A 17411-nucleotide genomic window follows, 5' to 3' on the forward strand; every position below is an offset into this window, starting at 1 on the left:
TTAATGTTTTATTGACAATTAATGGTTCATTAATTGATCTTCAGATCAGTATCGTCAAATGCATCCTGGATCGGCGCTCCCGGAGATACCATCGGGTACACCTTGTCGTCACAGTGGATCTGGCAGTCGATGACTACCGGCGCTCCAAGTGCCATCGCTTCTTCCAGAACAGGCTTTAACTCATCTTTGGATGTCACGCGGTATGCCTTCGCTCCCATGGCCTCCGCCAGTTTCACGAAATCCACTGAGTCATTTAATACTGTATGGGAATACCGCTTCCCGTAGAACAGGGTCTGCCACTGGCGTACCATGCCCAATACATGATTGTTGATCACCACCTGGATGACCGGGATATTGTAGCGGGTTGCCGTGGCGATCTCATTCATGTTCATGCGGAAACAGCCGTCGCCGGCAATATTGAACACAGGAATATCCGGACAGCCCATATCACCCAGGCCCATCTTGGCGCCCAGAGCCGCGCCCAGGCCGTAGCCCATGGTTCCCAGGCCTCCGGAGGTCAAAAGCGTCCTCGGCTTTTTATATTTGTAATACTGGGCCGCCCACATCTGGTGCTGTCCTACCTCGGTGACAATGACCGCATCCCCGTGGGTCAGCTCGTCGATCGTCTCGATGATGGACGGGCCGGTCAGCAGGTTTTTATCATAGCGCAGCGGATACATATCCTTCATCCGCTCGATATGCGCCACCCACTCGTCATGGTTTATGGGGTCCAGACGGGCGTTTAATTTCCTTAAGACCGTCTTTAGATCTCCCACAATGCTGGCATGGGTCCTGATGTTTTTATTGATCTCCGCCGGGTCCACGTCAATCTGCAATATCTTCGCATTTTTGGCGAACTTGGATGCATTGCCTGTCACGCGGTCGCTGAAACGGGCGCCCGCCACGATCAGCAGGTCGCACTCGGTAATGCCAAAGTTGGAAGTCTTGGTCCCGTGCATGCCCACCATGCCGGTGTACAGCTCGTCGCTGCCGTCAAAAGCGCCTTTGCCCATAAGGGAATCCGCCACCGGCGCCTGGATCCTGTGGGCCAGGGTGCGAAGCTCCTCCGACGCGTCAGACAGCACTGCTCCGCCGCCCACAAAGATAAAGGGCTTCCTGGAATTGCGGATCAGCTCCAAAGCCGTCTCCATATCTTCCTCCAGGATTGTGTCAGTCTGCCGGGTGATCGGTTCCGGCTCCATCGGGGTATATTCGTACTCCGCGGCAGTCACATTTTTGGTGATGTCGATCAGGACCGGGCCCGGTCTTCCGCTCTGGGCGATGGTAAATGCCCGGCGGATCACATAGGCCAGTCTGGAAATGTCTTTTACAATAAAGTTGTACTTGGTGATCGGCATGGTCACTCCGGAGATATCCACCTCCTGGAAGCTGTCCTTGCCCAGCAGATCCACGCCCACATTGCAGGTGATCGCCACCACCGGGATGGAATCCATGTATGCTGTCGCAATGCCTGTCACCAGGTTGGTTGCGCCGGGGCCGGATGTGGCCATACAGACGCCTACCTTCCCCGTGGCCCTTGCATAGCCGTCCGCCGCATGGGCCGCTCCCTGCTCATGGGAGGTCAGGATATGGGTGATCTCATCCTGGTGCTTGTAAAGCGCATCGTATATATTTAAGATCGTACCGCCCGGATATCCGAATACAGTCTTCACGCCCTGTTCCTTCAGACATTCGATCACGATCTCCGATCCATTCAAAACTTTCGTTTCCGCCATATTAAAACTCCTTTCCCGGTTTAATTGCCTTTCAGCACAGCGCCCTTATCCGCACTGGTTACAAGCTGGGCATAACGCTTCAAATAACCGGATACTTCTTTGGTCTTCGGGGTCCATGCAGCTCGGCGTCTCGCCAGCTCCTCATCGGACACCTTCATATTGATGGTATTGGCATTGATATCGATGGAAATGATATCCCCCTCCTCAACCAGCCCGATGGGGCCACCTGCCGCCGCTTCCGGGCACACATGCCCGATGGATGCGCCTCGGGATGCGCCGCTGAACCGCCCGTCGGTGATCAGCGCCACAGAGGAGCCAAGGCCCATGCCTGCGATGGCAGAGGTCGGGTTTAGCATCTCTCTCATGCCAGGGCCGCCCTTCGGGCCCTCATAACGGATCACAACCACATCGCCTGCCACGATCTTTCCGCTCTTGATGGCCTCGATCGCATCTTCCTCGCTGTCAAATACTCTCGCAGGACCTTCGTGCTCGCAGCATCTCCGGAACCACTGCAGAGCGCTTCACCACGCAGGAATCAGGAGCCAGGTTGCCGCGCAGCACGGCAATGCCGCCTGTTTTGGAGTAGGGGTTATCGATGGTGCGGATCACCTCCGGGTCCTTATTCTCACAACCCCGGATATTCTCACCCACGGTCTTTCCTGTCACAGTCATGCAGTCCAGATCCAAAAGCCCCAGCTTGCTGACCTCGTTCATCACCGCATAGATCCCGCCCGCTTCATTTAAATCCTCCATATAGGTCGGGCCTGCCGGAGCCAGGTGGCACAGGTTCGGAGTCTTCGCACTGATCTCATTTGCAATGTCTACATTCAACTCGACGCCTGCCTCATGGGCGATCGCCGGAAGATGAAGCATACTGTTGGTGCTGCAGCCCAGGGCCATATCCATGGTCAGGGCGTTCTTAAATGCAGCTTCTGTCATGATATCCTTCGGACAGATATTTTTCTTTAACATATCCATCACAGCCATCCCTGCATGCTTGGCCAGCGCGATCCGCTCGGAATATACCGCCGGGATCGTTCCGTTGCCCTTCAGTCCCATACCAAGGACCTCTGTTAAGCAGTTCATGCTGTTGGCCGTGTACATGCCGGAGCAGGAGCCGCAGGTCGGGCAGACCTTGCATTCAAATTCTTTTACATCCTCTTCAGACATGGTGCCTGCCGCATAGGAGCCTACCGCCTCAAACATGCTGGAAAGGCTGCGCTTCTGTCCTTTTACGTGTCCTGCAAGCATTGGGCCGCCGCTGACGAACACAGTAGGGATATTGATCCTTGCCGCCGCCATCAGAAGTCCCGGCACATTCTTGTCACAGTTGGGAACCATCACCAGCGCATCAAACTGATGAGCCAGCGCCATACACTCGGTGGAGTCGGCGATCAGATCACGGGTGACCAGAGAGTATTTCATCCCCGCATGGCCCATGGCAATCCCGTCGCATACTGCGATAGCCGGGAACACGATCGGGGTGCCGCCTGCCATGGCAACGCCCTGTTTGACCGCATCCACGATCTTATCCAGGTTCATATGCCCCGGAACGATCTCATTATAAGAGCTCACGATACCAATGAGCGGACGCTCCAGTTCCTCATCGGTAAGTCCCAGCGCCCGGAACAAAGAACGGGCCGGCGCCTGCTGCATACCGGATTTTGCATTATCACTTCTCATCTTTAGACTCCTCCTTTTATCTCATTATCTGATATTTTCCACAAGCAGATCGCCCATCTGCACAGTTCCCACCTTCGTGCAGCCGTCTGCCATAATGTCCGCAGTGCGGTAGCCGTCGGTCAGGACCTTCTGGACAGCCGCCTCGATGGCGTCCGCCTCCTGATCCAGATCAAAGGAATAACGCAGCATCATCGCTGCGGAAAGTACCGTAGCGATCGGGTTGGCAATATCTTTGCCGGCAATATCCGGCGCAGAACCGTGGCTCGGTTCATACATGCCGAACTTTGTCTCATTCAAACTGGCTGAGGACAGCATACCGATGGAACCGGTGATCATGCTCGCCTCGTCAGACAAAATATCTCCAAACATATTCTCGGTCAGCACCACGTCGAACTGTCCCGGATTCATCACAAGCTGCATGGCGCAGTTGTCCACCAGCATATGCTCCAGCTTCACCTCCGGGTAATCCTTCGCCACTTCCTCCACTACCTTCCTCCAGAGCCTGGAGGAATCCAGCACGTTTGCCTTATCCACGCTGATCACGCGTTTCTTCCGCTTCATAGCAATGTCAAAGGCTTTCACCGCGATCCTGCGGATCTCGTTCTCATTGTAAGTGAGCGTGTCGGTGGCCTGCATCACGCCGTCCACTTCCTCCGTATGGCGCTCGCCAAAATAAAGTCCTCCGGTCAGCTCCCGCATGATCACCATATCAAATCCGTCACCAATGATCTCCTTCTTAAGCGGGCAGGCGTCAGCAAGCACCTGATATAGATATGCAGGACGGATATTCGCAAATAAATTAAGACCCTTGCGGATAGCCAGCAGCCCCGCTTCTGGTCTTAAATTCGGCGCTACATCGTACCATCTGGAATTCCCCACGTTGCCGCCAACTGCTCCCAGAAGGACTGCATCGCTCTGTTTTGCTGTCTCAAGCGCCTCCTTAGTCAAAGGCACCCCGTATGCATCGATGGAACAGCCGCCCATCAGCACTTCCGTGTATGTAAAGGTATGTCCGTATACCTTTCCCACCTGGTCCAGCACCCGGCAGGCTTCCCGCACAATCTCCGGTCCGATTCCATCACCGGGAATGGTCACAATCCTACAATTCATCGTCAGTCCCTCTTTCTATTCCTCTATTTTCATGCTTTTTAAGTGTGTTTCCTCTCATCTTAGCGCATTTACAGTTTTTTTTCAACTGTAAGCGGGGAATTTGTTTTGAAAAAGTATACGAGAATGGAATCCATGTCATAACCGGGAGTTATTATATGGTAAGATGTGATTCCCCATAAACGGTGCCGTCCCAGGATAACCGTGAAATAACAGACAAAAAGTAAAAGGCCGGATGAGCGATAGACATTTCAGTCTGTACCTCATCCAGCCAATCCGGCCAGACAGATCATTTTTCCAGGCCGTTCTCCATGGCAAAACTGTATCCGCAGTAATTCAGCATTTCAATATCATTTCCGCCATCCCCAAAGGCAGCGCACTGCTCCGGTGAGCCCCCCAGCGGTCCAGAAGCCGTTTTATGCCGGAAATACATCCCTCAACTGATAATATTGATTTCCACTGGCTACAACAAGCAACCAATTTTATATTATTCTCCATATTCCATCCCGCCTGTCCTTTACACGGTTCCAAGGACCATAAACTCATATGGTTCCATCGTATACAGTTCTTCCTGAGGGGCCGCCTTCCGGCCTGCATAGTTTTCCAGCAATACCTGATATCCACTCCACGCTCCGGAGATTCTGACTGTCTGCTGCTTTCCGTCCAAATTGCAGAGCACCGCGATCTGCTGCTTTCCAAATGTTCTTTGGTAGGCCAGCGTCATATCCGTCCCGGTCTCCCAAAAAGAGATATCCCCTTTTGCGATCACCGGATACATTTTTCTCATGGCAATCAGCGTTTTATAAAAGGCGAGAATGGAATCCCCGTCGTGTTGCTGGGCTTCGACCGTGATCTCTTTTCTAAATTCCGCAGACATGGGGAGCCACGGTTCCTCCTCTGAAAACCCGCCGTACTGCTGCCCATTCCACTGCATGGGCGTCCTGCTGTTGTCCCTGGATCTGGCTGCCAGGGTTTCCAGGGCCTCTTTCTCCGTCTTTCCTCCCTCCAGCAGAATCTGATAATAATTCAGGCTCTCCACGTCCCGGTAATGTTCTATGGAAGGGAAATGGGCATTCAGCATACCGATCTCTTCTCCCTGGTAGATATACGGAGTTCCGCGCATAAAATGGATCATGCCTGCCAGCATTTTCGCCGACTCTTTCCAATAAGTATTTTCATCTCCCAAGCGGCTCACAATGCGAGGCTGGTCATGGTTGCACCAAAACAGCGCGTTCCACCCATCTCCTTTCTGCATCTTAATCTGCCATTCCACAAAGAGTTCCTTTAATTTCTTATAATCAGCCGGCATAAGCGCCCATTTATCCCCATCCTTATAATCCACCTTCAGATGATGGAAATTGAAACACATGGAAAGCTCTTTTTCCTTTGGCGCAGAATACCGGATACAATGTTCCACTGAGGTAGAGGACATCTCGCCCACCGTCACGAAATCCTCAATCCCCGCATCTCTCACCAGCTCCTTCAGATACTCATGGATATGGGGGCCGTCGCTGTAAAATCTCCGCCCGTCGCCCAAGAAATCGTCCTCCATCAGTTCCGGCTTGGAGACCAGGTTGATCACATCGAAGCGAAACGCCTTGATGCCTTTCTTTTTCCAGAACCGCAGGATCTCTTTTAATTCCTCCCGTACCTCCGGGTTATCCCAGTTTAGATCTGCCTGGGTCACATCGTACAGCCGGAGATACCATTTTTTTAATCCAGGCACATATTCCCATGCCGGGCCGCCAAACTTTGACTGCCAGTTTGTCGGCGCGTGATCCGGCGCGCCATCTTTGAAAATATAATACTTCTGATATTTTTCATCCCCTGCCAGGGCCTTCTGAAACCATATATGTTCTGTGGAGGTATGATTGAATACCATGTCAAGCATCAGGCCGATCCCTCTTTTTTCTCCCTGCCTGATCAGCTCCTCCAGATCTTCCATCGTCCCAAACTTTAAATCCACCGCACGATAATCTGCCACATCATACCCATTATCATGCTGAGGGGATGGAAAAAATGGGGTCAACCACAGATAGTCCACGCCTAATTCCTGCAGGTAATCTAATTTTTCGATCACTCCGGGGATGTCTCCAAAACCATCCCCGTTGGTATCCCGAAAAGATTTGGGATATATCTGATAAACTACTTTATTACTGAAATCTGCCATTTTGCGCCTCCCTGTGCATCCCTCTATTTGAACGTTACCACTGCGGTTTCTTTTTCTTCTGCATGCATTCCGGTATGGAACTGGATATCCTGCGCAGTTCCCACATTGCTGATAATACATACCGTAACATCCGGATGGCCTGCTGCCCTGATCTTTTCCCGGTCAAAATGAATGAGCGGCGTCCCTGCGCTGACCTTCTGGCCTTCCTGCACCAGATATTCAAATCCATCTCCATTCATGCTCACCGTGTCAATTCCGATATGTAACAGAACCTCCATGCCGTTTTCCAGCTTTAGTCCACAGGCATGGCGTGAATCTGGCATCAAAGCCGCAACCTCTGCGTCTGCCGGCGCATACAGTGTCTCGCTTTCCGGAAGGATCGCCATACCGTCGCCCAAAACTCCAGCAGAGAACACCCCGTCCCCGACTTCTGCCAACGGGATCGCTCTTCCAGTTAAAAATGCAGTCAATTTTCCCGATGTCTCTTCATCTGTTTTTTTATCACCCATTGCAGAAGCCACGATTCCGGCTGCCGCGCTTACACCGGTCCCGGCGGCAATTTCTGCAAGCTCTGTGGTCTCTTTTACTTTGCCCGCAGGAAGGCGCTTCTTTCCCACAACCGCCGTCAATAAGAACGGAACTGCAAATGCAATCGCCATACAGACTGCAAAGGGAGCCATAAACTGAGGCTGAATCGACAGGATGCCTGGAAGGCCTCCCACGCCAATGGCATTGGCAGTGGTATTGGTCGCCACACAGACAACCGCCGCGATGCCGGAACCAATCATTCCACAGACAAACGGGAACCCTCTCTTTAAGTTCACACCAAATATTGCCGGTTCCGTAACACCCAGATAACAGGAGATGCATGCCGGGATATTGACTTCCTGAGCTTCCGGTTCTCTTTTTTGCAGCCAGATCATTCCAAGGACTGCGGACCCCTGTGCAATATTAGAAAGTGCGATCATCGGCCACAGCATGGTTCCGCCATAATCCGCTATCAGCTGCAGATCGATCGCGTTTGACATATGATGAAGCCCTGTAATGACAAGCGGAGCATAAACAACACCAAAGACAGCGCCAAATACGACCTTAAAGGGTCCGGTAATTCCTGCAAATACCACCGCTGAGATCGCTGCCCCAATCTTCCAGCCAATCGGTCCCAATACAAAATGTGCAGCCATCACTGACAATAACAAACTGAAGAACGGAACCACAATCATGGAGATCACCTGCGGCGTTATCTTCCGGAAGAATTTTTCCAGATACACCAGGGTAAATGCTGCTAAGATCGCGGGAATAACCTGTCCCTGATATCCGATCATATTTACCTGGAAGCCTCCAAAATTCCACTTCGGGATATCTGCTGCCACCGTTCCCGCAACCGCATAGGCATTCAGCAGCTGGCCGGATACCAGTGTCAGTCCGAGAACGATGCCAAGCATCTGTGTCGTCCCCATCTTCTTTGTCACAGACCAGCAGATACCAACCGGAAGCATATGGAATACCGCCTCGCCGATCAGCCACAAGAAGCTGTCGATGCCCGTCCAGAACTGGCTGATGTCACATAAGGTCTTCGTGCCATTTTCAAACAAATACAAACTGTCAATACAGTTTCTAAAACCAAGGATCAAACCGCCTGTGATGATCGCCGGGATCAACGGCGCGAAGATCTCTGCCAGTGCTGTGACCACCCGCTGCAGCACATTCTGGTTTTTCTTTGCCGCATCTTTTACCGCGTCTTTGGATACGCCTTCAATCCCCGCCGCTTTTACAAAATCATTGTAAAAATCAGCCACCGTATTGCCGATAATCACCTGAAACTGCCCCGACTGTGTAAAGCTCCCTTTTACAACCTTCATCCCTTCGATCGCTTCCACATCCGCTTTTCCCGGATCCACCAGAGCAAAACGCATTCTTGTCATGCAATGTGAAACTGCCGCAATGTTCTCTCTTCCGCCCACCAGACGCAGCAGTTGTTTCGCGTCTTCTGAATATCTTCCCATCCTTTGATCCCTCCACCTGTTTTCAAACTTGTTTAAACATGTTTCTTAATTATGTTATATCATACTTGTTTGAACATGTCAATATTCTTTTTCACAAATTTGTTTAAACATGTTTTCGGTCTTTATATAGCAAAAAAACATTACCCGGGACTTTTAATCCCGGGTAATGTTTTATTTGCTGGTGTCCCAAGCTCCGTCTTTTCCCACATAGCGGCTGTTGATGGTCTCATCACTGGCCATATGATGGTCTTCAAAGAAATAATACCACTTGCCGTCGATCTCCACCCAGCCGGTTGCCGCAACTCCGCTGCCGTCCAGCCAGTACCAGGTCTCACCATCCTGATGCCACTCATTGGCTGCCATAGAACCATCTTCCTTGAGCCAGAACATGGAATCCCCATTCTTGATCCACTGGGTTTTCCCCATATGTCCATCCGCATGGTAATAGTTCCACGCACTGCCGTTGTAGACCCAGCCGGTCTCTGCCAGCACAGGCATCGCAGAAGACAGAGACAGGGCCAGGGTCATCAGAAGAACCGCCAGTCTGCTTCTCTTCATCTTCATGCATCTCCTTTTTACTTCTGAATCCATTTGCCGTCAGCGCCTACACGCTCGCCGCCCGGTACCAGGGCATCCACAGCCATCACGCCGCTCTTTAAGAAATAATAGTAATCCTCTCCGATCAGCTTCCAGCCATTCTTGACTGCCTTGCCATCCTCAGCCAGGTAGTACCACTTACCATCCTCGTCCTGATGCCAGTCGCTGACTACCATCCTGCCGGTCTCATCCAGGTAGTACAGATCGTTGTTCAGCTTCAGCATCTGGTTCGTCATAACAAGCCCCTCTGCATCCACATAATACCACGCATCGTCAGAATACACCCACTGGCTTGCAGCCATGGTGCCGTCATTGTTCACCCAGAACGTGCCGCCCACAGAAGTGATCCAGGTATTCTTCGCTACCGTACCGTCCTCCAGATAATAGAACCACTTGGAACCCACCTGTCCCCAGTGTGCTTCTGTCTCCGCAAATGCCGCAGTAGCCGGCAGTAAGCTCAATGCCAGAGTTGCTGCAACAATCGCCAAAATTCTCTTCTTCATATAAATCAATCTCCTTTTCTATCTCATCCAAGACATTCTCTGTCCTTCCTAACCCAATCATACTTTTTGCACTACGGTTTGTCAACGCTTTTTTGCCTCTACAATCTGTCGATTTTCTTTCATTTTTCCGACTTTTTCAGTTATCCCCTGTCCCCACAATATGGTAATGTGATATACTATGAATACTTAGCGAGGTATTTCACGAGCTTAGTATGAATGCATACCTGGACACTTAATGAGAGCGTACCGCAGGGGTCGCTCGAATTTAGTGACCATGGTATACTATGAATACTTAGCGAGATACGAGCTTAGTATGAATGTATAATCTATGATATAGAAAGGAAACCCGCCATGTCTTTCAAAAAACATCCCCATAAAAACATCTTGTCAGCAGGAGCGCTGGCTCTCACTTTAACACTGACATTTTCCGGCACCTGCAGCCCTGCCGCCTACGCTTCTTCCTTCGATATGCGAAAAACATCCTCACCGACTATCACTCAGGGGGCATCTCTCAAAGATCAGGGGCATCCGGATGAATACACAGCCCCCGGTCAAAATACATCTGCCCCGGCTGCCGCCAGTTCCACCCAACAGCGCCGTCTGATTCCAGATGCCACGTCCAACAACTATGCCGGCAATAAGGCGGAACCCATCTTCCGCGTCCGCACCGACATACCGTGGGTAGCCCTGTCCTTTGACGCAGGCGCCGACCGCGGGCAGGCCGAAGCCATTATGGATATTTTGGAAAAATACAATATTAGCTCCACATTTTTCCTCACTGCCGACTGGATGCGCCAAAACCCGGAGGATGCAAAGAGCATCGTTGCCCGCGGGCATGAGATTGGAAACCACAGCGTCAACCATCCCTCTTTCCCCAAACTCTCCCCTGAGAACATGGCCGCCCAGATCCAGGAAACCCATCAGACAGCAAAAGACCTGACCGGTGTAGACATGTGTCTCTTCCGTTTTCCTTACGGAGACTATAACAACGCCTCCGTAGACGCAGTAAAAAACTGCGGCTACTACGGAATCCAGTGGAGTGTGGACTCCATCGACTGGCGTAACGAAGGCCGGCAGATCATCATAGACCGCGTACTGAACCATAAGAATCTTGGAAACGGCTCCATCGTCCTGATGCACATGGCCGCTACCTACACTCCATCCGCGTTAGAAGAGATCATTCAGGGAATCCAGGCCAAAGGCTACGAGATCGTCCCCGTATCCCACCTGATCTACGAAACCAACTACCACATGGATGCCGCCGGAAACCAGATATCAGACGCAGCAGAAAATTAACTGCCTCACCCATTTCCATGCTGCACTTATCTTTAAAATTTTATCACTAACACAATATAGAATTCCTCTGCAAGCTTTCTCTGAAATTCTGTCCTACATGACATAGATATGTTCCTGATCAGAAGCTGCCGCACCCCGGCGGCAGCTTCCAAAGAATATGATTATTGATTATAATCGAACATCTTTCATAAACTGCTCTACTGACGCCGCTTTTGCAGCGCTCTTCAGCATAACATCCAAAACAGCAGAATCCTTAACCAAAAGAATCTTCTCCCGGATTGAATCCGGTACTTCTCCCAGTTCTTCAAGAAACAGCAGTACTGCTTCAGCTTTTCCCTCCGCCTGTCCGGCAGCACGTTCATCCCGCAGCAATTCTTCAAACAACATATAACGTTCCTCCATCTCGCGGCTCTGCCTGATACGCTGAATGGAATCCTGAAGACGCTTTACAAATTCGTCATCAAAATCCTGCTGGCTCTCTTCCAGATTTGCATGCACAAACTTTAAGAATTTTACCATAGATTCAGGCACCTCGTGTTCATTCCTGCCACAAGTGCTCAAAAATATCGTATGGTTTCCTTCCTCCAATGCAAGTTCCTTATCTTCCTCGCAGCGATTTACAAAATGATAGCAATAACGCCCCTTTCCAAACGGATCAAAATCACAGATAAAAATCACATAGGTATATGGCAATTTCGAATAGTCTTCTCCCTTCGTTAAAAGCTCCATATCGATCTGACTGTGATAATACCTTGCCCGTTTCGGCAAAGACAGATGCTTCGCCACCTGCATCTCCACATTATAGCGGGTATTTTCCGCATCCCTGGCATACACATCCAAACGAACGCCCCGGTACTCAGGCCGGTAAATCAGGCTCTGCTCTTTACTCACTTCCACCCGCTCAATAGAAACCCCCAGAGCAAGCTCCAAAAACCGGCGGCAATTCTCCTCATCCGCCATCACTGCGCCAAACATAAAGTTGTTCTTCAGCGTCAAATCACGCAACGTCTTTTTCTGTTCCATATATATCCCCCACACATGCAGAGGAATCCTATAACTCTATTATAACATCCCCAAATCCAAAAAAACAGCCCCATCTTTATCTCCCCGATCCCCCCTCCCCGATCCCCAACCAGCATCCTTCCATCCCCCCAATCTGAACTGTCCCCCTTGTCAAGGACATTTTTAAAAGTGGGGCAGTTTATTTTTCCTCCTCTTTTACCTACATCCTGTTCTCAGATGTCCTGTTTTCTATTATTATGGTATTCTATGATAGTTTTAAGTAATCTTGTTACTTTGAAGTATTCTGCCTCCTAATTCCTCCGGCCTTTTTGTAATCACCGGACAGGACGGCCTGTTGGGGATATCCAGTGGATACTTCCCAGTGATGAAAAAGTCATAAAACTCGTTTGGGGCTAACTTTGCAAGTTTCCATTGGTAACGCTCATTATTGTAGTACTCCATATAGTCATCTATCACACACTTTACTTCGATGAACGCAGCACAATCCGCCAGGTTTCCCCTGATGTGGTCCTTCATATGCCCGAAGAAGCTTTCCTGCGGGGCATTGTCCCAGCAGCAGCCCTTGCGGGACATGGACTGGCGCAGTTTTCTGTCATAAAGGATGTTGATAAAGCTTCGGCTGGTATAATGACAGCCCTGGTCGCTGTGGATAATTGTTTCGGCATGCAGGGAGATTCCATGGTCTGCGATCAGCCTCTCCACTGTTTCCAGTACGAAGTCCACTTCCAGCGATTCGCTGAGCACATAAGAGAGTATCTGTTTCGTAAAAGCATCCAGGATCGTAGACAGATAAGCAAACCTTCCGGCATAAGGCAGGTAAGTGATATCTGTCAGCAACACCATCCTCGGCCCATAACTTTCGAACTCACGGCGGAGCAGGTTATCCGAAACACTTCCAGTCCGGAGCGCTTTTGCGAGTCTCTTATTGGGATTCGGGCCCCGGTATGGGCAGGACAGCCGGAACTTTTCCATCAGCCTGCGGATCTTTTTCAGGTTCATGATGACCGGAGGGTCACTGTGGAGCAGAGCCATATGGATGCCCCGGGCTCCTTTGGGATAACCGTGCTGCTTATAAGCGGACAGTACCAGCTCGAAATCCCGGCGGTCCTCCTCTTCCTTCTGCTCACGGACCGGGGCAGCTTTCAGCCAGGCATAATAGCCGCTCCTGGAAACCCCGGCTGCCGAACAGAGTTCTTTGGCGGAGAGGGTGTTCCCGTTCTGTGCCAGGGTCTGCTGAATAATCTCAAAAATACACGAAGAGTCGTTCATGAGCAGTGCACCTACTTTCTGGTAGTTCTGACTGCAGAAATTTTTTTTAAAAACTCCACTTCCTGTTTCAGGTAATCGACCTCATGCCGAAGCTGTTTCAGTTCTTCTTTTTCAGATGCATGGTTATCACCCGTCTGCTCCTGGGGCTGCCTCTTTCCATGTGTGTAGTTCCCTTCGTAGAAACAGCCGTATTTCTTGTACTGTTCCCGGATGTGGCCGGAAATACTCCAGATCCTGCGCTCCCCCAGGATGGCCGGGTTATAGCCGTGATCCTCCAGAATCTTCCGGGGAAGTTCCCCTTTCTGGTATTCTGAATAAAAGATCTCTTTGAACTCTTTGGTAAGGTTCAATTGAAACTGGGTCACGCTGTAGGTGTAAGGGTTTTGTCGCAGCAACAGTATTTCTTCTTCGGTAAAGGGTTTTCTGCTCATGGTATTCCTCCTGTTGTTCTTAATTTAAGAATACCATAAGGAAAGTGAATATGCCAAAAGAAAACGGGGGCCAGGCTAAAGTTCCGGGGTGCAGTCCAATAAAACGGGTACACCAGCAGAGTGTGTGCATTATAAGGGGACGGGAATGCAGGGGGCTGTTCATATTTAAGGGGCTGACAAGGCGGTCTGTCTAAAAAGAGGGTCCCCCACTTTCCAATGTGTCCACACTTATGGGTACATTATAATCCTCTATCTCCCTTTGACTCCCCAGCATCCCCCACAGATCCCTCCCCGCGCCCCCAGGCTCCCACAGCCCATCCTCCCCACGCCCCCCAGGCTGCCGCAGCCCGTCCTTCCCGCGACTCCCAGGCTGCCGCAGCCGTTCCCTCCAGAGCACTCAGCGAGATAAGAAGCCCCCCGGTGGCGGCGGAAAAAGATTTCTAAATGTCTTCCGTTTGGAGACATGAAAAGACCGGAGTCGTGTGGAAAGCGGACTGCACAGTATCATCGTGCTGTCCGATAGCCACATGGCTCCGGTCTTTTCATGTCGTAAACAGGAAGACATAGAAACTTTTTCCGCTGCCACCGGGGGTCTTCTTATCCCCCATCCACCTCCCCCGCAGGGAACGGCTCGAACCCCCTCCGTGTTTACTCCACGTCATCCTCTCCAACCAGCTCATCAAACTCCTGATCGTCCAGCAGCTGATCAAACGCCTCAGCTACGATCTCATACTCATCGTCGTCCTCGATATTATCCAGGTTTGGATTGCCTTCTTTGTCCTCAGAGTAGCGGTACAGATATACTTCGCCCTCCTCAGCCTCCTCGCCTTCCACTGGAAGCAGTGCGATATACTCCCGCTCTCCTGCATCAAAAATGGTAAGTACTACACACTCCAGCTCACTTCCGTCATCCAGGGTCAGGGTAACGGTCATCTCCTCCTGCTCCATCTCCAGTTCTTCATTCGGATTCTGTGCCATATGGATACCTCTTTCTTTTCTCTGTTAGTCTGTGACACGATCTGTTTCACAACTCCACTTTATCAGAATACTGCTGCAAAATCAAGGGCTAATATTGCCAGGGGGGTCCGCATTTTGCGGCGGTCCCGGCCCGGCAGTCCGGCGGCATGGGTTTTTGTTCCGGTTTCGACCATAAGGGGATGTAAACATCCGGAATTTGCTTAAAAGCCTTATCTAATATTCAATTCCTTCCCGCGCTGGGATTCCTTCGGTATATGGGTGCTTTTTCATTTGGATCTCTGATACGTAATCAGCCAAACCGGCCAGGTGTTTGGACGGGTCTCTTCCGGTCAGCACTACTTCGAGCTGTTCTGGTTTGTTTTCTAAAAACTTTACCAGTTCGTCTTCCGGGACCATGCCGTAGTTGCAGGACGCCAGGATCTCGTCCAGGATCAGTATATCATATCCGCCCTGTACCGCTTCCTGGCAGGCGCGGTCAAACCGTTTCCCAAAGTAAGCTGCGGCCTCGGCTTTCTCCTCCGGCGTCATGCGGAATACAAAGCCAAAGGTTTTGTCGCAGGGCACCACCATGATGCCCGGAATGTGGCGCAGTACCGGGACCTCCCCAGAATCCTCCGTTTTTAAGAAACGTACCACCAGCACGGTCTTTCCTCTGCCTGCCGCCCGGACTGCCAGCCCGACTGCCGCCGAGGTCTTCCCCTTGCCGTCTCCGCAGTAAATATGGATGCATCCTCTCATTTTCGTCCCTCCAGATATTCGTCAATAAATCTTGACCGGTCCTGCTGTTTCCCGTAGCGCTCCTTTGTATAACACACATGCAGCCGGTCCTTCGCCCGGGTCATGGCTACGTAAAACATGCGCCGCTCCTCCTCTAAATCCGCATCCAGGACCGCCTTGTGATGGGGCGTCACACGCTCATTGGCGTCCAGGATATAGACGATGGGGAATTCCAGCCCTTTGGCGCTGTGCATGGTCATTAAGGAAACACACTCTACCCCCTGCTCGCCCCGGCGCTGGGCCTGTTGTTTTAGCTGTTCCCCGTACTCTTTCATGTGGAGGAACCAGGCGTCAAAGGTCTTAAAGCCCGCTGCGCTCTCCTGAAGCTGGTCCGCTACCTGAAGCAGCTCTTCCGGCTTCATTCTCCGGTAATCGGCGTATTCCCTGAGATAATCGTCATATCCGGAAGCTTTGCGGATATAGTTGACCGCCGCCACCGGAGCCATCCTGCCGATCATCTTTAAATCATACTCCAGCTGTTCGATCCGCTCTACCATCCAGTCCTTGTCCTGATACCAGGATTTGACCGCATCCCAGGATATGACCTGCCCCTCCAAAGCGTCCCGGCTCACGTACCGTTTCGGCCGATTGATGATCCGCAGCACGTCCGCCCGTTTTGCCTGACGGTGCGCCGCCAGCTCATCCCCGGCAATCCGGATGTATGCAAGGATATCCTGCGTGATCCAGTGCTCGTAGAGATTCGGCAGGGCGTCTCTCATCTGGAACGGTACATTATATTCCATCATCCGCTCCATCAGAAGCCGCGGTTCCATGTTGGTGCGGTACAGCACCGCAATATCAGACAGGGAAAATCCCATCTTCACATAATCCTGGATTTCTTCCACGATCCCCTTCGTTTCTGACTGAGCGTCCGCCCAGACCGTGGTCGCTACCGTTTTCCCGGCTCCCCGGTCCGCACAGAGCTTCTTTTCATACCGGGTTTTATTGTGGCGGATCAAATTGACGGCGGCGTCCACAATTGTGGATGTGGAGCGGTAGTTTATCCCCAAAAGCGTCTGCTTTGCCTGGGGATAATCCTTTGTGAAGCCCAGCATGATCTCTGGCTTCGCGCCGCGGAACCGGTAGATAGACTGGTCGTCGTCACCTACAATAAACAAATTGTCCTCCGGCTGCGCAAGCATCTTCACTATCTCATATTGTACCCGGTTGATGTCCTGAAATTCATCGATCAGGATAAACCTGTACTTCTGCTGCCATGCCTTTAGGATATCCTTTCTCTGGACAAACAGCTCATAGCACATCACCAGCATATCGTCAAAATCCAAAAGCCCTTTTCCGGTCAGAGCTTCCTCATAGCCCTGATACAGCTTCTTAAATACAGCCTCCGAACAGTTCTTGGAATAATAATGCTCCAGGTTCATCATCTCGCCCTTTACCATGCTGATCTCAGAAAGGATGGAGGATGTGAACTCCGCCTCATCCTCCACCTCAATGCGGTACTTATCGATCAGCTCTCTTATGATCCGGACTCGCTGCTCCTCACGGATAATGTTGGATGCATCATACCGGTAAGCATGTTTTAAAATACTGAAAAATACTGCATGAAAGGTCCCGAAGCTGACGGCCGGGCGGCGGCCCTCCATCAAAAGCTGGAACCGCTGCTTCATTTCCTCTGCAGCAGCCCGCGTGAACGTGATGACCAGGATACTGCCCGGGTCCACCCCGTATTCATCAATCAGGAATTTCACCCGGTGGGTGATGACGGTGGTTTTGCCGGAACCGGGTCCCGCCAGAACCATCATCGGCCCTTCAAAATGCCGGATCGCCTGTAATTGTGATTCGTGAAATGCCATGTAAGCGCCCGTCTCCCTTCT

General features: G+C 51.2%; 14 protein-coding genes and 1 pseudogene. 1 reads left to right on the forward strand and 14 read right to left on the reverse strand.

From position 1 onward, the window contains the following. Positions 1-29: 29 nt before the first annotated feature. From ilvB to AB1I67_RS21900, 8 genes and pseudogenes are all read right to left on the reverse strand, one after another. Positions 30-1736 carry a biosynthetic-type acetolactate synthase large subunit gene (ilvB, locus tag AB1I67_RS21865; protein WP_367032445.1) on the reverse strand — a complete coding sequence of 569 codons (1707 nt, stop codon included), beginning with the start codon at positions 1734-1736 and terminating at the stop codon, positions 30-32. A 20-nt stretch (positions 1737-1756) separates the two neighbouring features. Beyond that, positions 1757-3419: pseudogene (gene ilvD / locus AB1I67_RS21870) on the reverse strand (dihydroxy-acid dehydratase). Between the two features lie 24 nt (positions 3420-3443). Next, on the reverse strand, positions 3444-4529 hold the full coding sequence (gene leuB, locus AB1I67_RS21875) for a 3-isopropylmalate dehydrogenase (RefSeq protein WP_367032446.1): 1086 nt from the start codon (positions 4527-4529) through the stop codon (positions 3444-3446). Positions 4530-4815: 286 nt separating this feature from the next. Further along, positions 4816-4959 carry an HAD hydrolase family protein gene (locus AB1I67_RS21880; protein ID WP_367032447.1) on the reverse strand — a complete coding sequence of 48 codons (144 nt, stop codon included), beginning with the start codon at positions 4957-4959 and terminating at the stop codon, positions 4816-4818. Between the two features lie 84 nt (positions 4960-5043). Then, on the reverse strand, positions 5044-6696 hold the full coding sequence (gene treC, locus AB1I67_RS21885; RefSeq protein ID WP_367032448.1) for an alpha,alpha-phosphotrehalase: 1653 nt from the start codon (positions 6694-6696) through the stop codon (positions 5044-5046). A 23-nt stretch (positions 6697-6719) separates the two neighbouring features. Beyond that, positions 6720-8702 carry a PTS system trehalose-specific EIIBC component gene (gene treP / locus AB1I67_RS21890; protein ID WP_367032449.1) on the reverse strand — a complete coding sequence of 661 codons (1983 nt, stop codon included), beginning with the start codon at positions 8700-8702 and terminating at the stop codon, positions 6720-6722. Between the two features lie 171 nt (positions 8703-8873). Beyond that, the gene (locus tag AB1I67_RS21895) at positions 8874-9260 is read right to left on the reverse strand and encodes a hypothetical protein (RefSeq protein WP_367032450.1); all 387 of its coding nucleotides are present in this window, start codon (positions 9258-9260) and stop codon (positions 8874-8876) included. A gap of 17 nt (positions 9261-9277) precedes the next feature. After that, a complete protein-coding gene (locus AB1I67_RS21900; RefSeq protein WP_367032451.1) occupies positions 9278-9802 on the reverse strand; it encodes a hypothetical protein in 525 nt (174 codons plus the stop codon). A 351-nt stretch (positions 9803-10153) separates the two neighbouring features. Between AB1I67_RS21900 and AB1I67_RS21905 the strand changes: the two genes are divergently transcribed. Beyond that, positions 10154-11098, forward strand: a complete 945-nt coding sequence (locus AB1I67_RS21905) for a polysaccharide deacetylase family protein (RefSeq protein ID WP_367032452.1) — start codon at positions 10154-10156, stop codon at positions 11096-11098. Between the two features lie 168 nt (positions 11099-11266). On the opposite strand, the gene AB1I67_RS21910 is transcribed toward AB1I67_RS21905, so the two are convergent. The 6 genes from AB1I67_RS21910 to AB1I67_RS21935 all read right to left on the reverse strand — a co-directional run bounded on the left by AB1I67_RS21910 (position 11267) and on the right by AB1I67_RS21935 (position 17390). Beyond that, the gene (locus AB1I67_RS21910) at positions 11267-12121 is read right to left on the reverse strand and encodes an Rpn family recombination-promoting nuclease/putative transposase (protein WP_367032453.1); all 855 of its coding nucleotides are present in this window, start codon (positions 12119-12121) and stop codon (positions 11267-11269) included. Positions 12122-12376: 255 nt separating this feature from the next. Then, complete coding sequence (locus tag AB1I67_RS21915) at positions 12377-13390, reverse strand: IS3 family transposase (RefSeq protein ID WP_367029303.1); 1014 nt, start codon at positions 13388-13390, stop codon at positions 12377-12379. An 11-nt stretch (positions 13391-13401) separates the two neighbouring features. After that, the gene (locus AB1I67_RS21920; protein ID WP_367029304.1) at positions 13402-13821 is read right to left on the reverse strand and encodes an HTH domain-containing protein; all 420 of its coding nucleotides are present in this window, start codon (positions 13819-13821) and stop codon (positions 13402-13404) included. Between the two features lie 648 nt (positions 13822-14469). Beyond that, the gene (locus AB1I67_RS21925; protein WP_367032454.1) at positions 14470-14799 is read right to left on the reverse strand and encodes a DUF1292 domain-containing protein; all 330 of its coding nucleotides are present in this window, start codon (positions 14797-14799) and stop codon (positions 14470-14472) included. A gap of 213 nt (positions 14800-15012) precedes the next feature. After that, the gene (locus tag AB1I67_RS21930) at positions 15013-15537 is read right to left on the reverse strand and encodes a cob(I)yrinic acid a,c-diamide adenosyltransferase (protein ID WP_367032455.1); all 525 of its coding nucleotides are present in this window, start codon (positions 15535-15537) and stop codon (positions 15013-15015) included. After that, positions 15534-17390, reverse strand: coding sequence for an ATP-dependent helicase (locus tag AB1I67_RS21935; protein ID WP_367032456.1), 1857 nt, complete (start codon positions 17388-17390; stop codon positions 15534-15536). Before AB1I67_RS21935 ends, AB1I67_RS21930 begins: the two co-directional genes overlap by 4 nt. Positions 17391-17411: the final 21 nt, after the last annotated feature.

Origin of the sequence: Clostridium sp. AN503 (assembly GCF_040719375.1) — a bacterium.
In the GTDB taxonomy this organism is placed as follows: Bacteria; Bacillota; Clostridia; order Lachnospirales; family Lachnospiraceae; genus Brotaphodocola.

Excerpts from the sequence above, each read along its gene's own strand:
- AB1I67_RS21915 (WP_367029303.1), bottom strand. The coding sequence starts at position 13,390 with ATGAACGACTCTTCGTGTATTTTTGAGATTATTCAGCAGACCCTGGCA.
- AB1I67_RS21935 (WP_367032456.1), bottom strand. The coding sequence starts at position 17,390 with ATGGCATTTCACGAATCACAATTACAGGCGATCCGGCATTTTGAAGGG.
- AB1I67_RS21895 (WP_367032450.1), bottom strand. The coding sequence starts at position 9,260 with ATGAAGAGAAGCAGACTGGCGGTTCTTCTGATGACCCTGGCCCTGTCT.
- treC (WP_367032448.1), bottom strand. The coding sequence starts at position 6,696 with ATGGCAGATTTCAGTAATAAAGTAGTTTATCAGATATATCCCAAATCT.
- AB1I67_RS21910 (WP_367032453.1), bottom strand. The coding sequence starts at position 12,121 with ATGGAACAGAAAAAGACGTTGCGTGATTTGACGCTGAAGAACAACTTT.
- ilvB (WP_367032445.1), bottom strand. The coding sequence starts at position 1,736 with ATGGCGGAAACGAAAGTTTTGAATGGATCGGAGATCGTGATCGAATGT.
- AB1I67_RS21900 (WP_367032451.1), bottom strand. The coding sequence starts at position 9,802 with ATGAAGAAGAGAATTTTGGCGATTGTTGCAGCAACTCTGGCATTGAGC.
- AB1I67_RS21880 (WP_367032447.1), bottom strand. The coding sequence starts at position 4,959 with ATGTATTTCCGGCATAAAACGGCTTCTGGACCGCTGGGGGGCTCACCG.
- treP (WP_367032449.1), bottom strand. The coding sequence starts at position 8,702 with ATGGGAAGATATTCAGAAGACGCGAAACAACTGCTGCGTCTGGTGGGC.
- AB1I67_RS21930 (WP_367032455.1), bottom strand. The coding sequence starts at position 15,537 with ATGAGAGGATGCATCCATATTTACTGCGGAGACGGCAAGGGGAAGACC.
- leuB (WP_367032446.1), bottom strand. The coding sequence starts at position 4,529 with ATGAATTGTAGGATTGTGACCATTCCCGGTGATGGAATCGGACCGGAG.
- AB1I67_RS21925 (WP_367032454.1), bottom strand. The coding sequence starts at position 14,799 with ATGGCACAGAATCCGAATGAAGAACTGGAGATGGAGCAGGAGGAGATG.
- AB1I67_RS21905 (WP_367032452.1), top strand. The coding sequence starts at position 10,154 with ATGTCTTTCAAAAAACATCCCCATAAAAACATCTTGTCAGCAGGAGCG.
- AB1I67_RS21920 (WP_367029304.1), bottom strand. The coding sequence starts at position 13,821 with ATGAGCAGAAAACCCTTTACCGAAGAAGAAATACTGTTGCTGCGACAA.